Below are 15163 nucleotides of genomic sequence, written 5' to 3' on the forward strand. Positions count from 1 at the left end.
TCCGTTCGACTCGGTGGACCAGCCTCGTGTTGCCGTTGGACGTCCCGATGTCGATAGTGGTCGCCATGGACTTGGCCGACCTGTATCGCGATCTGCACCAGCATCCGGAACTCGGGTTCGCCGAGACCCGTACCGCCGCCGTCGCGGCACGAGAGCTGCGCGCAGCCGGGTTCGAGGTGACCGAGGGTGTCGGCGGTACCGGCGTGGTCGGCGTGCTACGCAACGGCGACGGGCCTACGGCACTGCTGCGGGCGGACATGGACGCGTTGCCGGTCGAGGAGAAGACCGGCCTGCCCTACGCCAGCACCGTCGTGGTCGACGGCAACCCGGTGGCCCACGCCTGCGGTCACGACGTACACGTGACGTGCCTGGTTGGGGCGGCGCGCGCCTTGGCCGCCGACCGCTCGACGTGGTCGGGGACCGTGCTCGCGGTATGCCAGCCCGCGGAGGAACTCGGCGGCGGGGCGAACGCGATGGTCGACGACGGCCTGTTCGACCGGTTCGGCCGCCCCGACGTGGTGCTGGGCCAGCACGTGGCACCCATCCCGGCCGGCATGCTGGGCCTGCGCGCCGGCCCGACGTTCGCCGCCGCCGACACGATCCGCATCACCCTGCACGGCCGAGGCGGACACGGCTCGCGCCCCGAGGCCGCCGTGGACCCCGTTGTGATGGCCGCGTCGGCCGTGCTGCGGCTCCAGACCATCGCCTCCCGCGAGATCGCCGCCACCGACATGGTCGTGGTCACCGTCGGCGCGATCCACGCGGGCACCGCCGCCAACATCATCCCCGACGACGCCGAACTCCTCCTCAACATCCGGACCTACGACCCGGACGTTCGTGACCGCACCCTCGCGGCCGTGGAACGCATCGTGCAGGGCGAGGCCACCGCAGCCGGCGCACCCAAACCACCCGACGTGACCATCGAGACCTCCTTCCCGGCCACCGTCAACGACCCGGACGCGGTCGAACGAACCCGCCCGGCGCTCACCGCGACAGCGCCGTTCGTCGTGGATCCAGGCCCGGTGACCGGCAGCGAAGACGTCGGCATCTTCGCCACCGCCGCCGACGCCCCACTGGTCTACTGGCTACTCGGTGGCGCCGACCCCGACGCATTCGCGGGCGCCACATCGATGGACGACATCCGGACGAGAGTCGCCGCCCAACCGGCCAACCACTCACCCCTGTACGCCCCGGTCATCAACCCCACTCTCGACCAGGGCACCAACGCCCTGACCGCCGCCACACGAGCCTGGCTACCGCCCAGCGACTGACCACATGGACCGACGCCCAGCGTCCCGTTCGGTGTCAGTCGTTCGCGGTGTACCGGACCGATGTCGTCGGCGGGCCACTCTGTTCGCGCCGTACGAAGTCTGCGACCGACGCGGCGGTCTGGGCAGGCCGGCCGAGCCATGGCGCGTGCCCGGTGGGCGGCACCTCCAGTCGCGCGTTCTGCATCAGGTCCGCTGCTGCCCGGGCGACCGCGACGCTGCCCAGTCGCTCATCCTTGCCCCACATCAGCAGCGTGGGCATCGCCAGCCGGCTCAGTTCGTCGGGTCTCACGCTGGATCGTCGCCGGAACCCGGACCGCGACAGCAATGCGAAGGGAGAGACGAACATGCGTAGCTCTGCCCTGGCAGCACGGTCGGTGACCGGATCTCGGCCCGCGGCCACCAGCAGGTCGACCAGATCGGGATGAGCGGCGAGTGTCGTCTTCTCGCCAGCCACCTGGTCGGCGAACTTCAACATCGACTTGGGCGTGGGTCGCATCAACCGCGACAGCAGATCTCCTGCTCCGGGGGTGGCGGCCACGCGCAGCGGCAACGGGCACCGCGTCTTCGGCAGCGCGGGCGGACCGATCAGCACGAGTCGCGTGACCCGGTCCGGATGAGCCAGCGCGTACCACAAGGCCCACACCGCGCCGCCCGAGTGGCCGAGCAGCGTGGTGGTCTCCAGTCCGAGGGTGTCGAGCAGGTCGTCCAGCCAGGCGACCGCGATCTCGCGAAAGCGGCCTCGTGGTTGGTCGATCGGGTCGCTCAGCCCGATGCCGGGTCGGTCGGGGGCCAACGCGCGGACACCTTCCAAGTCGTTCAGCAAGGGCAGCAGGAACCCCGCCGGGTTCCCGGTGCCGTGCAGGACAACGACCGACGGCCCGGTGCCCTTCTCCAGCAGATGGACCCGATCACCGACACCCACATCGACGAAGCGGCTGCGCACCGACGCACCGGCCAGGACCCGGTCATAGACATGACGCAGCTGGGCAGAATGGACAGCTGGGCGCCTGACATGCGGCCGCGCCGCCCTGTCATCGACGTTCATGACCGCCTCCCGTGTAGCCCGACCCAGGCCGATGCCGGGGCGTGCCTGGGCCATGACGGTAGGCCGGGGCGACGTCGCAACGCCTCGGGAGAACACCCCATCCCGGCTCGAGCAGGATGGGTAGTTCTGCCTACGAGACGGGGCCCCGCGGAGGTCATGTCGTGGCGACGGGAATCCAGACCCGCATCGGGCCCGGTGCTCGGTTGCCCCATAGGAAGTACGGAACGGTGGTGAGCGTGATCGGCTCGCCCCGGCCGTCAGCGGCGGGGCCGGTCGGGTACAGCGCATCCGAGGGTGGCGCGTGGACGTTGGCGCTCGTCGTGAGTGTCGCGGGTATGTCCGGCAGCCGGCTCACGGTGAGCGGTGCGCTCGGGTCTATCCGGACATCCTCCAGCGTGACGCCGGGCGGCAGGTCGGTCTGTTCCAGGCAGTAGACGAGCGGGCCACGCGCCAGCGCGACGCAGCCGCGTACCGCGTCGACCCGTGGGTGGGGCCTTACTACCCGAGCGGGCATGGGCAGCTCGAGCGTGACGGTGGCGCCGGTGGACCAGTCGCGGCGCAGCCGGACATGGCCGTCGGCGGCGTCGGCCGGCGTGCCATCGACCTGGACCTCGTCCGGTGGGCACCAGCCGGGGATCCGCAGTGTCAGGGTGATCGGCGCGTCGGTCGTGACGGTCAGCTCGACCCGACCGTTCCAGGGGTAATCGGTGCGCATCGCGACATGTACCGGCGAACCGTCCACTGTGGTGTTCACCTCGCCGGCGGTGTACAGGTGCACCTGGAGTCCGCTGTGGTCGGTGGTGAGGGCGTAGCTGGACAGCGACGCCAGCAGCCGGGCGAGGTTCGGCGGGCAGCACGAGCAGGTGTACCACGGCAACCGCTGCGACGGTGCGTCCTCGTGCGATCCGTCGTGGCCGGTGCGCAGGTGAAGCGTGTTGGAGTAGAAGAAGTGGGTGCCGTCGGGGGAGGTCGAGCCGGCGATCACGTTGTAGAGCGCACGTTCCATCTCGTCGGCGTGCTTCGTCTCGCCGGTGGCCAGCAGCATGCGCCAGTTCCAGTGGAAGCCGGCGATCGCGGCACAGGTCTCGCCGTAGGCCCGGTCGGGCGGTAGCTCGTACGGGTCGCCGAACGCCTCGTCGCGGTGGCGGGACCCCTGCGCGCCGGTGAGGTAGGTCTTGGCGCCGTACGCGTCGGTCCAGAGCCGGCGCGCGGCGGTCAGCAGCTCGTCGTCGTGTGTCTCGACGGCGACGTCCACCACGCCGGCGAGCAGGTAGAGCTGGCGCACCACGTGTCCGGCGACCGTCTCGGCCCGCCGTACCGGAACGTGGTCCTGCAAGTACATCGAGCCGAAGTGCTCTCCGTTGAGCAGCCCGTGCCCGCGCAGGTCGACGAAGCGCTTGGCCTGGTCGAGATACGGCCGGTGCCCGGTCACCCGGTACAGCTCCACCAACGCGGTCTCGATCTCCGGGTGCCCGTCGAGGTCGTCGACCGTGCCGAACCGCTCGACGATCAGGTCGGCGAACCGCCGGGCGACCGCGACGAGCTCCGCGCCCACCCCGGACCGTGCGGCGGCGACCGCGGCCTGGATGAGGTGGCCCGCGCAGTACAGCTCGTGGCTCCAGTGCAGGTCGCGCCAGCGCTGGTCCGGCTTGACCACGGTGACGTAGGAGTTGAGGTAGCCGTCCTCGCCCTGCGCCTTGGTCAGCAGCGCCGCGGTGGTGTCGAAGAAGGCACGCAGCTTGGCCGCGTCCGGGGTCCGGCCGAGCTGCCAGGCAGCGGCCTCCAGTGTCTTGTGGACGTCGGAGTCGGCGAACCACATGTTCTGGTAGTCGCCATCGGCCTCGCCGGTGACGCGGCGCAGGTTGTCGAGGTTGCCCGCGGTGCCGAGTCGGCCGATGCAGTGCGGCAGCGACCGGGTGGCGCTGCGCCGCTGCCAGTGGCCGAGGAAGCCGCCGGGCGCGAAGGTGACGTCGTCGAGGGGCAATGGCCGCAGTGCCGCGGTGGCGGCGGACGTAGGCCAGACGGGACCAGGCATCGAGTCTCCTTCACCCCTTCAGGGCGCCCGAGGTGAAACCGCGCACGTAGTAGCGCTGCAGGATCAGAAACACGGCCACGCACGGCAGCGCGGAGGTGACCACACCCGCCTGCAGCGCACCGAAGTCGACCGAGCCGAAGTTGCCGGACTGGAGGTTGAACAACGCGACCGGCAGCGTGAACTTCTCGCCGTCGGTGAGGAAGATCAGCGGCGCGACGAACTCGTTCCACGACGCCAGGAACGAGAACAGCGCGATGGTGACGATGCCGGGCAGCACCCCACGCAGCAGCACCCGGCGCAACGCGCCGCCGATCGTGCAGCCGTCGATGAGCGCCGCCTCCTCCAGCTCGGTTGGCAGCGCCTCGAAGGAGTTCCGCATCATGAACAGACCGAACGGCAGCTGGAGCACGGCCATCACCAGCCCGAGGCCGATCAGTGAGTTCTGCAGGCCGATCCAGCCGAGCAGGATGTACAGCGGCACCAGGATCGTCGTGTACGGCACCATCAGAATGGCCAGCGTGACCAGGAAGAGAACATTGCGCCCGGGAAAGGCGAGCCGGGCCGCGGCGTACCCGCCGAGGGTGGTCGTCGCGACGGTCACGGTGACCGCGACGACCGCGACCACGGTCGTGTTGAACAGGTAGGTACCCAGCCCGATGCCGTAGTCGGCGAGCCGCCGGTAGTTGTCCCCTCCCCAGCCCTGGCCGCCGCTCGCGGCCTGCCGTCCGTGCACCGACGCGTAGGCCGTCCACAGCATCGGCAGCAGGAACAGCACCGCCAGCGCGGCGCAGGTGACGAAGAACCCGGCTCTGCGCAACGCGTTCACCGCCCCTCGCGGCGGATCAGCCTCAGCTGTGCGATGTTCAGCACGATCAGCACGGCGAGCGTCGCCACCGAGACCGCGGCCGCCCGGCCGAGATCCTGCGACAGGAACGCCTCGCGGTAGATGTCGATCACCACCGTGGCGGTGTCGTGCCGGCCGCCGGTGAGGATGAAGAACTGGTCGAACGCCAGCAGCGAGCCGGTCAGCGACAGCACCAGGGTCAGCGCGATCGTCGGCCGCAGCAGCGGCAGCGTCACTCGCCACATGATCTGCCACCGGTTGGCGCCGTCGATCCGCGCCGCCTCGTACAGCTCCGGATCGATGCTCTGCAGGCCGGTCATCAGGATGAGCATGTAGAAGCCGGCGAAACGCCAGGTGATCATGCCGACGGTCGAGGCGAGCGTGCTGCCGTTCGAGCCGAGCCAGTCCACGTCGCCGAGGCCGAGGAACCGCACCAGCTCGTTCAGTGGGGACGCGTCGGTGTTGAACAGCCCGTAGAACAGCAGCGTGGTCGACGCGAGCCCGACCGCGCTGGGCAGGAAGAAGACGGTGCGGAAGGCGCCGACCGCGGGCCGGTCCCGCTGCACCAGCAACGCCAGTCCGAACGCGACCAGACCGAGCACGACCGTGGTGATCGCCGTGTACTTCAGCGTGAACCAGACCGCGCGCAGGAACAGCGGATCCTTCAAGGCCTGGTAGTTCTCCACGCCGTTGGGTGCGGACGCGCCGAGCAGCGGCCAGTGGTTGAGCGACATCCACACCATCAGCACCAGCGGGATGACGAACAGCACCACCACCAGAGCCGCCATCGGAGCCGAGTACAGCATCCCCAGCCGGCTTCGGCGCCGGTCGATCGAGAGGCGGCGGGATGTCGGGCGAGGTGTCGGCGCCGCAGCTGCCGGCGCCGACACCCTCGATGGCGACAGCGACACTACGCCTCAGCCGCCACTGGCCAGCGAGTCGGTGATGGCCGCGTTGTGCTCGCGCAAGGCCGATGCCGCGTCAGCGCTGCCGAACACGGCGTCGATCACCGCCGCCGTCCATGGCCCGTTGGGATCGTTGTAGGTCTTGCCGAAGTTGACCGCGATCGGCGTCTGCCCCTCGCCGGCGAGCTTGTTGAAGACGCCGAGTCGTGGATCCTGCTTGGCATAGGTGTTGTCGGCCAGGTCGGACCGGACCGTGATGTTCTTGCTCTTCGCCACCACGTCCACCTGCGCCTCCTCCGACAACGTCCAGGAGATGAAGTCCCACGCCGCCGCGGCGTGCTGGCTGTTGGCGCTGATGCCGAGCACGTCACCGCCGACGAACGACGAGCTGCCGCCGGTCAGGCCCGGGATCGGCGCGACCCCGACCTCCAGGTCCGGCCCCTCCTCGAGGGCCTGTAGCAAGGTGGCGCCCTGTGGCTGGATGCCGACCTTGCCTTCGGTGAACAGCTGGCCCCACGTCGGACCGGACTCGTTCTTCGCCGACTTCGGCACGACCCCGTCGTCGTACAGCTTGCGGAGGAACGAGTACACCTTGGCCGCCGTCGGGTTGTCGATCGTGGACGCGGTGCCCTCCTCGTTGAGCACCTCGCCGCCCGAGGCCCAGATCATCGGCCAGCTGGTGAACAGCTGGCAGCCTGGGCAGGCGCCGCCGAAGAAGTAGCCGCTGACGCCGCCGCCGAGTGCCTGGATCTTCTTGGCGTAGGCGGCCACTTCGTCCAAAGTGGTCGGTGGCTTTTCCGGGTCCAGGCCGGCCCGTTCGAACAGCACCTTGTTGTAGAAGATCGCCGACAGGTCGATGTCGTGCGGGACGCCGTAGTTCTTTCCGTTGTAGGTGGCCACCTTCATGTGCGCGGGCGCGAGCGTGTCCTTGAACGACAGCTCGTTCACCCGCGCGGTGATGTCCAGGTACACACCCTTGGACGCGTAGTTGGGGGCGTACACCACGTCGGCGGCGAGCACGTCGGGCAGTTGCTTCGCGCCCACGGCCGTGCCGACCTTCTGCTGGTAGGAGTCGGCCGGGAAGGCCGTCATCTTCACCTTGTTCTTGTGGCCGGCGTTGTACGCGTCGACCAGAGTCTGGGTGAAGGTCTGCGTCGGCGCCCGCGTCCACAGGGTGATCGTCGTGCCGTCGTCCACCGACTTCGTGTCTCCGGCCGACTCTGTCGACGGACCGCTCTGACAGGCCGTGAGGGCGAGTACGCCGGCCAATGCGGCGGCGATGGCCCTGGGTCGAGTCATCGTGCCTCCTAACACCAGGCCATGGGTCTGGCGACGAGGAGTGATGAGGAAACTTCGGAAACCGTTTTCCGACACGCTAGCACCACACCGTGGAGTGTCAAGTCGTTGAATGACAACGATCCGTGGCGACAGGAGGTATCCTGCGTCAATGCCCACGGAAAACCTCGGCAACGCAGTCGGAAACAAGCCGGCCACGATCAGTGACGTCGCCCAACTCGCCGGCGTCTCGGTCGGCACCGCGTCCAAGGCGCTCAACGGCCGGGGGTCGCTGCGCCCGGAGACCCGGGGCCGGGTGTTGTCCGCGGCCGAGCAGCTCGCTTTCCAGTCGAACAAGGCGGCCGTGGCACTGAACTCCGGCCGGACCTACACGGTCGGCATGATCACCACGGACACCATCGGCCGGTTCAGCATCCCGCTCATGATGGGCGCCGAGGACGCGCTGGGCGCCGGCGAGATGTCAGTCTTCATGTGCGACGCACGCGACGACCCCATCCGCGAGCAGTACTACCTGCGCACCCTGCTGAGCCGCCGCGTCGACGGCATCATCGTCACCGGCCGCCGCACCAAGGCCCGCGCACCGATCGGCGCCGGCCTGCCCATCCCGGTGGTATACGCCTTCATCAGCTCGACCGGCCCGGGAGACTGTTCTGTCGTGCCGGACGAGGAGGGCGGCGCGCGCAAGGCGGTCGATCACCTCCTCGCGGTCGGCCGGCGCCGCATCGCCCACATCACCGGCCCCGAACACCACCACTCCGCCGCGGTACGTGCCGCCGCCGCCGAGGACCGGCTCGCCGAGGCCGGTCTCGACCTGGTCGCCCCGCCGTTGTTCGGTGAGTGGAGTGAGGCATGGGGCCGGCAGGCGGTGCAGATCCTGCTCGGCGCGGACTTCGACGCCGTCTTCTGCGGCAGTGACCAGATCGCCCGCGGCGTGGCCGACGCGCTCCGGGGGGCCGGCCGCCGGATCCCCGACGACGTGGCACTGATCGGCTTCGACAACTGGGACGTGATGGTCCTGGGCTGCCAGCCCGCACTGACCAGTGTGGACATGGAACTGGAGGAGCTCGGCCGAACCGCCGCCAACCTCCTGCTGGCCTCGATCAACGGGGAGCCCGCCCCCGGCAGACACACCCATCCCTGCCGGCTGGTCATCCGCGACTCGACGGCTGTCCCCATTCCGCCACAACCGCAGAGTCCACAGTAGACGAGCTTGGTCTCGTCAGGAAAATGGCGGGACGGCGCCTTGCGCCGCAAGCCAATCCAGGGACTCGCGAACAGCTTCCAGCGAGCTGTAGCGAGGTCGGTAGTCCAGCAGGCGGGTCGCCTTCGCGATGCTCGCGTTGGGACTGTGGGCGATGTGGTCCCACGTCAGGTCGGCCGAGCCCGGTGCGACCGTCTGGCGCCAGTCGTCCCAGGGCTGGAACGCCAGCCTCGGTTCCCGGCCGTACCAGGCCGCCACCGCCTCCGCGTAGCCGCGCAACGTCAGCGCGGCCGGGGAGACAACGTGAAAGCTCTCCCCCAGCGACACGCTTCGATGCGCCATCGCGGCGGTGAAGGACTGGGCCACGTCGTCGGCGTGGACATGGTGCAGCGTCTCCATACCCAGGTTCGGCAGCACCAGCTCCTCCCCCGCGGCAAGGGCGTGGAAGACCTTCAGCTCCAGGTGGCCGGCGGGGTTGATCGGTGGCCAGCCGGGGCCGACGATGTGCCCCGGATGCAGCACGGTGGCCGGGAAGCCGGTGCGGCGCGCCTCGGCGAGCAGCCAGCGCTCGATCTCGGCCTTGGCGACCCCGTACTCACCGAACGGATGCCGCGGCGCATCCTCGGAGGTTGGGACGACCGAGGACGGACCGTGCACCCACACGGTCCCGCAGTGCAGGAAGTGCTGCACCCGACCGCGCAACGTCTCGACCAGCTCTCGGGCACTGGCCAGGTCGAAGCAGATCAGGTCGATCACGACCTCCGGCTCCAGGTCACGCACCCGCGTGCCGAACGTCGGGTCGGCGCGGTCGGCGAGCACCGTCTCGACCGAGCCGATCGGCCGGTACGGCGTGGACTTCCCCCTGGTCACCACCGTCACCTCGTGTCCGGCCGCCGCCAGCCGTGGCACCAGGTAGCCGCCGATGTGCCCGGTTCCGCCCAGCACCACCACTCGAGCCATGGAGGAATCCTACGAGCCCAGGTGGGCGCGCCGGTACGTTTGCACGCACGATCGACGGGAGGTGGGCGGAGTGGCGCGTCTTCATGTCGGTTGCGCGATGTGGACCCACAAGGCGTGGCCCGGGCGGTTCCTGCCGCAGTCGCTGCCGGCCAAGGAGCGCCTGCGGGCCTACGCCGGCTGGTGCAACGCGGTCGAGGGCAACACCACCTTCTACGCGACCCCCGCCCGAGACACCGTCGCGACCTGGGCGCGGCAGACCGACCCCGGCTTCCGGTTCGTGGTCAAGCTGCCCAAGGTCGTCACGCACGAACGCCGGTTCGCCGGTGTCGAGGCCGAGATGCGGGCGTTCCTGGACGCGATCGAACCCCTCGGCGAACGGGCGGTCCTGTGGACCCAGTTGCCCGCCTCGTTCGGCCCCTCGGACGTCGACGCCCTCGGCCGCTTCCTGCGCCGGCTTCCCGCCGACCGCCGACGCGCCGTGGAGGTGCGCCACCCCGGGTTCTTCACCGACGCCGGCTCGACGTCGCTGCTGGAGAGGGCACTCGCCGACGCGGACGCCGAGTGGGTGCCGTTCGACACCACGGTCTTCTTCCAGAGTCCGCCGAACAGCGAGGCCGCGCAGGACGCCTGGGCCAAGAAACCGCGGCTGCCGCGGCGGACGCGGGCGCTGACCGACCGGCCGATCGTCCGCTACCTGGGCCGGGACTCGGTCGAGGAGACGGTCGAGGGGTGGCGGCCGTGGACCGGCGTGGTCGCCGGCTGGCTGCGCGAGGGCCGGTCGCCAACGGTCTTCGTGCACACCCCCGACAACGACGACGCGCCGGCGCTCGCCCGCCGGTTCCACGACGACGTGCGAGCGCTGGTGCCCGGCCTCGACGCGCTGCCCGAGCCGGACCCGGTCGAGCCCGCGACCCTGTTCTGAGCTGCTAGCAGCCGTCGCACGCTCACGCCGTTCGCGGCCGCCTGACAGGCCGACGACACGGTGACCGGCCGTGCTCGTCGGAGGTGCCCCGGCGGAACGCGCGCTCAGGCGCGACTGATCAAATGGAGAAATCCTGGAGATCACAATGCGGTTCAACGCGCACCGACGAGATGAATTGGAGCAGAACGAAACGGCACGCTCGGGTCACGCCCCCGTGCGGCGGCGCCGAACGAACAGCAGGATGGTGCCGGTGGTGAGCAGGAGCAGTCCGGCCAGTAGCACCGAGACGTCGGCCGCCTATCAGGTCACGAGCTGACCGGACGGTCGCGCGCGGTGGTCGCGGACCGACTGGCGAGATCGCCCGAACTAGTCGGCGGCGACGTTTCCGGAGGTACGGCGGCGCCAGCCAGGGGGCTTGGTTGGCGCGACGGGGGTCTGAGGGGGTTCGCCCCGATGGCAGCGGCGGGCGAGGGACCGAGACTTGTGCCCAACCGGGCGAAGTCCGTCGCCCGATCGAGCATCCGAGGAGCAGAACGATGACGAACCCGCAAGTCGGCCTGGGCGAACTGCTGAAGGCGCTGACCGACGTCGACCGGACGGAGCAGCTGGACGACGAGACCGTCTGGGTGGACCCGATCGAGTCCCAACCCGGCGAGGACGTGCCGATCGAGTCCGGCCCGATCATCTACGACGACGGCTGGGGCCAGCACCCGCACGACGAGCCGCCGAACGAGTCCGGCCCGATCTTCTGGGAACCGACCCCCGCTCCCGGGGAGGCTCACGAACCCGGCCCGACCGCCCCCGCCCCCGGGCCGGCGAGCGATCCCGGCCCCGTCATCTGGGAAGACCCGACCTACCCGGGCGACGACGCGAACGACGGCCCGACTTGCCCGCCGGACCACGACCCGAGCCAGGGGCCGAACCCCGAGGACGGCTACGAGCCCGACGCCCCGCCCCCGGAGGAGCCGGCGCCCGGGGACTATCCCGAGGACAAGAACTGCTGGGACCCGGCGTACTACTAGCGACCCGGGGTGGAGGGGCGGCAGAACAAGCCCCTTCACCCCGAGCGCCTCGGATTCGAGGGTCTGGAACCGGCCCGGCGCCGCGTCGGTGAGCCGACGCATCGTCCTCTTTGGATGGACGAGGTTCGCGAGACCGCAGCCTGCGTGTCGTCGACAGGCGTGACCGGCGCAAGGATGGGTACTCCACCTGCACCACCGTGGCGAGGAGGCGTTCGATGACCGCGATGAACGACGGCCTGCCGATGACCGAGTCGACCGCCCACGAGCCGCACGCGATCGATCTCGAACCACCCGCGGCCACCGAGGAAACCCTCGATCCGCCGGCCGACCAACTCGAACCGGCGCAACCAGCCCCGGACACCACGCACGGCAGCATGGAGGGCGACCTGTTCGACGACCCAGCGACCCCTTGACGCCGGACGGCGCGGCACGGGCGGTTCGCTGCCGTGCGGACGGGCGGCGGCGGTGCCCGCACATGAGGTCGCGCGGGCACCGCTGCGTTGTTGGTCAGGCGGCGCAGGTCTGACCGATGACGCGCCTCGGGCAGTCGGAGTAGTCGAGCAGCAGCAGCACGGCCGCCCGGTTGCGAGTGGTCTCGCGGGTGATCACCTCGTCGGGCGGGTAGAAGCCGCCGCCCGATCCGCTGGGTCCCGGGTACATCTCGAAGGTGTAGGTGTAGATCCGTTGCACGCCCCACAGCCAGTCGTTGATCGTCCCGTCGGTGATGTACAGGTCCGACGACTGTTCGGGTGTGTAGCCGTTGGTCTGCGCCATCATCTGCCCGAGCCGGGCATGGGTGTCGCGCTCCGCCTGGCTGAGGCCGGGTGCGAGGTCGTTGAACGTGTAGCCGTACGGCCACAGGATCAGCTGGCTGTAGGTGTGGAAGTCGATGTGTGTGATGATCTGCTGCCGACCACCGACCACCCGGCTCTGCACGAAGTCGCGGACCACCCGTACCTCGGGCGCCGACGCCGCGCTGGGGCCGCGGTAGGTCGCGCTGCCGGTGCTACCGGAGGAACCGCCGCAGCAGCCCCAGTTGTAGGCCCAGTTGCGGTTCAGGTCGGTGCCCACGTTCGACGAGCCGGAGTTGGGTTGCCGGTTCTTGCGCCAGCTTCGGTACGTGCCGGCGGCGATGTCGTACTCGCCGCCGTCCGGGTTCAGGTCCGGCACGAGCCAGATCTCCCGGCTGTTGACCAGGTTCCGGACCCGCGTGTCGGTGGCGTACTCGTCGGTGAACAGCTTCACCAGGTACAGCGCCATCTCGACGGTCAGATGCTCGCGGGCGTGCTGATGGTGGGTGAACAGCACCTCGGGCTCGGCCTCGTCGGTCGCGACGTTGTCGGAGAGCTTGAGCGCCCAGATCTCCCGGTTCTGGTACGACCGGCCGATCACGCGCTTGCTGATCAGCGTCGGATGGTCGACCAGCGCCTGGTTGACCTCGGCGGTCATCTCGGCGTAGTTGTGGTACCTCGAGTCCGCGGGCGGGAAGTCGAGCGGTGCCGCTCCAGTGCCTGGCGGGACAGAGAGTTCCTGGCGCTGGACGTCGTAGCCCAGTGCCCGGATTCGCCGGACCTCCTCGGCTGTCGCGGTGATGTTCACCCCGCCGTGCTCCGCGGAGTCGACCGCGGCGCCGGTGCGGGCGATCTCGCTGCGTTGCTGGGCGGTCTTGACCTGCGCCACCCGGTACTCGCCGCTGTCTGACGGCGCTCCGGGTGGCTGGGCCACGGTCGCCGGTGCGTTGGTGACTGACAGGATCGTGGTGGCGGCGAGAACGACGCCGGCCACGATTGAGATACGGGTACGTTTCACGCTGTACCTCCCGCGGGGCTCACCGACGATGCGGTGTTGGCGGAATGTGTTGTGCGCTCTAGGTTCCACCGGTACAGGCGCCATCACAACCGGCAATCAGGCACACCGTTTGCCAATTGTCGCCGCAGAGTAGCTCGTCGCTGGGTCGGCGTCGGATGCTGAGGGCCGCGCTTGGGAGGCAGGCAGTCACGACTCTGACGCGAGACGGACCGTCGTGCGGCGCGAAGGGCGAAGGTCACCACATGATCGCGTACAGCTCTCGGCCGGTGAGAATCGGTGGGTTGGCCGGGTGCGGCACCATCCAGAGCGCGGCCTCGTCCTAGAAGTCGTAGGTGTCAAGGTGCTCGCCCTGCACCACGGCGAGCAGAGCGTCCTCGCCGTGGCGTGGCGCACGGCTTGCCATACGCAACCGGTCAAGACGACTGCTCACCGACGCGCACGCGGCCCCTACGACAGAGGCCCGGCTCGCACGACGCGGCCGGGCCCCGATCGAGACGGTTACGCCACTGACTCCAAGGCGTTGTAGTAGCCGCCACGCTGGCCGGCGGCGTTCGGGTGGTAGGACTCGTCGACGGGCCAGGTGACGCTGTTGATCCAGCGAGCACCGGACGCGCAGATCTCGTGGCCGCGGAACGTGTTGCGGGCGTCGATGTAGGTGAAGCCGAATGCGGTGGCCCGGCCGGAGACGACCGACGACAGCACGTCCGAGGACTGGTTGATCGCCGCGCGCTTGGTTTCGCTCAGGCCCGCCCAGCACGAGCCGTCGAGCTCGTAGATGTGCGGGTACCCCAGCACCACGACCCGCGCACTCGGCGCACGGTCGCGGATCTGGGTGTAGACGTTGTTCAGCCGCCCGGGCAACGTGGTGCGCGCGAAGTTCTGCGCCTCCTGGTTGCGGCTCACGCACGCCGAGTCCGAGCCGAGGTTGCAGTCGGTCATGACGTCGGCGAAGCCGGCGTCGTTGCCGCCGATCGAGATGGTCACCAGGGCTGTGTCCGACGTGACGGCCGAGACCTGGTTGTTCAGCACGTCACTGGTCACCGCTCCGGAACAGGCCACGAACGCGAACGACGAAGGGGCGTTCGCGTTCGCCCACAGCCGTGGGTAGGAGTTCGCACTTCGCTTGCAGCCACCGCTGTCGCCGTAGCTGCCCGCGCCGGTGCCGGACGAGTACGAGTCACCGAGCGCGACGTACCTGCCGGCCGCCGCCGAGGCCGGCGCTGCCAGCCCCACGACAGTCGCGGCCGCGAGCGCGGCGGCGAGGACGGATCTCAGGATGGGAGGAGAGAACCTCATCGTTACCTCCGGGATGCAGGGTTTCCCGACCCACCCATGATCGGTCGGAACATCACCAACCGGAAGCCGCCCTTCAGAGGCATCCGTTGCCAGATTCCCTTGGGACGGCCGGGCGAGGTCGAAGCCGGCGGTGCCGTGCTCCGGTCAGAGCTGCCGGTAGTAGACGGCGACCGGGAGCCGAGTGCGCCCGCGCCTTTCGTACGGGGCTCTGGCCGGCGCGTGGAAGGGGTCTCCCCCGGTACCGATCTCGACCACCTCGGCGCCGAGGTCTCGCAGGCGTCGACACCGAGTCCGACATCAGCCGATGCCGACCCCGTCACGCGCCGCCGCCCGGTGCTGGTGCGCGCCGATCACCGGCCGTGGCCGTGAATGTGGGAATGACGCGTTCTTGCTCGGCTTCTCTGGCAAGTGCCATGGTGAAAGGCGGATGACAGTCGTCACCCGCCCATTCCCGATTCACCCCTGCTCGCGGTCTCCGGACCGCAGAATCGAGGAGATCATCGTGCGAATCCCGAGAATCCCTGGAATGAGACGCTTCGCCACCGTTGTCACGGGCG

14 protein-coding genes are annotated in these 15163 nt (G+C 69.6%); 5 read left to right on the forward strand and 9 right to left on the reverse strand.

What is annotated here, in order from left to right; translation table 11 throughout:
* The first annotated feature begins 65 nt into the window (after positions 1-65).
* Entirely contained in the window at positions 66-1271 is a 1206-nt protein-coding gene (locus tag ACRDSK_RS12895) for an amidohydrolase (protein ID WP_431440706.1), read from the forward strand.
* Between the two features lie 34 nt (positions 1272-1305).
* On the opposite strand, the gene ACRDSK_RS12900 is transcribed toward ACRDSK_RS12895, so the two are convergent.
* The 5 genes from ACRDSK_RS12900 to ACRDSK_RS12920 form a co-directional block, all read right to left on the reverse strand.
* Positions 1306-2214 carry an alpha/beta fold hydrolase gene (locus ACRDSK_RS12900; RefSeq protein WP_431440708.1) on the reverse strand — a complete coding sequence of 303 codons (909 nt, stop codon included), beginning with the start codon at positions 2212-2214 and terminating at the stop codon, positions 1306-1308.
* Between the two features lie 256 nt (positions 2215-2470).
* On the reverse strand, positions 2471-4351 hold the full coding sequence (locus ACRDSK_RS12905) for a glycoside hydrolase family 127 protein (RefSeq protein ID WP_431440710.1): 1881 nt from the start codon (positions 4349-4351) through the stop codon (positions 2471-2473).
* Between the two features lie 10 nt (positions 4352-4361).
* Positions 4362-5177, reverse strand: a complete 816-nt coding sequence (locus tag ACRDSK_RS12910; protein WP_431440712.1) for a carbohydrate ABC transporter permease — start codon at positions 5175-5177, stop codon at positions 4362-4364.
* On the reverse strand, positions 5174-5983 hold the full coding sequence (locus ACRDSK_RS12915) for a carbohydrate ABC transporter permease (RefSeq protein ID WP_431440714.1): 810 nt from the start codon (positions 5981-5983) through the stop codon (positions 5174-5176). Before ACRDSK_RS12915 ends, ACRDSK_RS12910 begins: the two co-directional genes overlap by 4 nt.
* 129 nt (positions 5984-6112) lie before the next feature.
* Positions 6113-7399 (reverse strand): ABC transporter substrate-binding protein, encoded by a 1287-nt coding sequence (locus tag ACRDSK_RS12920; RefSeq protein ID WP_431440716.1) that lies wholly within the window; start codon positions 7397-7399, stop codon positions 6113-6115.
* 148 nt (positions 7400-7547) lie between these two features.
* On the opposite strand from ACRDSK_RS12920, the gene ACRDSK_RS12925 reads away from it, so the two are divergent.
* Positions 7548-8600: a LacI family DNA-binding transcriptional regulator gene (locus ACRDSK_RS12925; RefSeq protein ID WP_431440718.1), complete on the forward strand. Its 1053-nt coding sequence runs from the start codon at positions 7548-7550 to the stop codon at positions 8598-8600.
* 15 nt (positions 8601-8615) lie between these two features.
* Here the strand turns inward: ACRDSK_RS12925 and ACRDSK_RS12930 are convergent, their stop codons facing one another.
* Complete coding sequence (locus tag ACRDSK_RS12930; protein ID WP_431440720.1) at positions 8616-9557, reverse strand: NAD-dependent epimerase/dehydratase family protein; 942 nt, start codon at positions 9555-9557, stop codon at positions 8616-8618.
* Between the two features lie 97 nt (positions 9558-9654).
* Here ACRDSK_RS12930 and ACRDSK_RS12935 point away from each other — a divergent pair, with 97 nt between their 5' ends.
* On the forward strand, positions 9655-10479 hold the full coding sequence (locus ACRDSK_RS12935) for a DUF72 domain-containing protein (RefSeq protein WP_431440732.1): 825 nt from the start codon (positions 9655-9657) through the stop codon (positions 10477-10479).
* Positions 10480-10683: 204 nt separating this feature from the next.
* On the opposite strand, the gene ACRDSK_RS12940 is transcribed toward ACRDSK_RS12935, so the two are convergent.
* Entirely contained in the window at positions 10684-10761 is a 78-nt protein-coding gene (locus ACRDSK_RS12940; RefSeq protein WP_431440733.1) for an LPXTG cell wall anchor domain-containing protein, read from the reverse strand.
* A 254-nt stretch (positions 10762-11015) separates the two neighbouring features.
* Here ACRDSK_RS12940 and ACRDSK_RS12945 point away from each other — a divergent pair, with 254 nt between their 5' ends.
* Positions 11016-11501, forward strand: coding sequence for a hypothetical protein (locus tag ACRDSK_RS12945; protein ID WP_431440722.1), 486 nt, complete (start codon positions 11016-11018; stop codon positions 11499-11501).
* A gap of 215 nt (positions 11502-11716) precedes the next feature.
* Positions 11717-11914: a hypothetical protein gene (locus tag ACRDSK_RS12950; RefSeq protein WP_431440724.1), complete on the forward strand. Its 198-nt coding sequence runs from the start codon at positions 11717-11719 to the stop codon at positions 11912-11914.
* Between the two features lie 94 nt (positions 11915-12008).
* Here ACRDSK_RS12950 and ACRDSK_RS12955 read toward each other — a convergent pair whose 3' ends face one another.
* Positions 12009-13310 (reverse strand): M14 family metallopeptidase, encoded by a 1302-nt coding sequence (locus ACRDSK_RS12955; RefSeq protein ID WP_431440726.1) that lies wholly within the window; start codon positions 13308-13310, stop codon positions 12009-12011.
* Between the two features lie 498 nt (positions 13311-13808).
* Complete coding sequence (locus ACRDSK_RS12960; RefSeq protein ID WP_431440728.1) at positions 13809-14606, reverse strand: SGNH/GDSL hydrolase family protein; 798 nt, start codon at positions 14604-14606, stop codon at positions 13809-13811.
* Positions 14607-15163 lie beyond the last annotated feature (557 nt).

Source organism: Actinophytocola sp., from assembly GCF_050699915.1.
Taxonomy (GTDB): domain Bacteria; phylum Actinomycetota; class Actinomycetes; order Mycobacteriales; family Pseudonocardiaceae; genus Actinophytocola.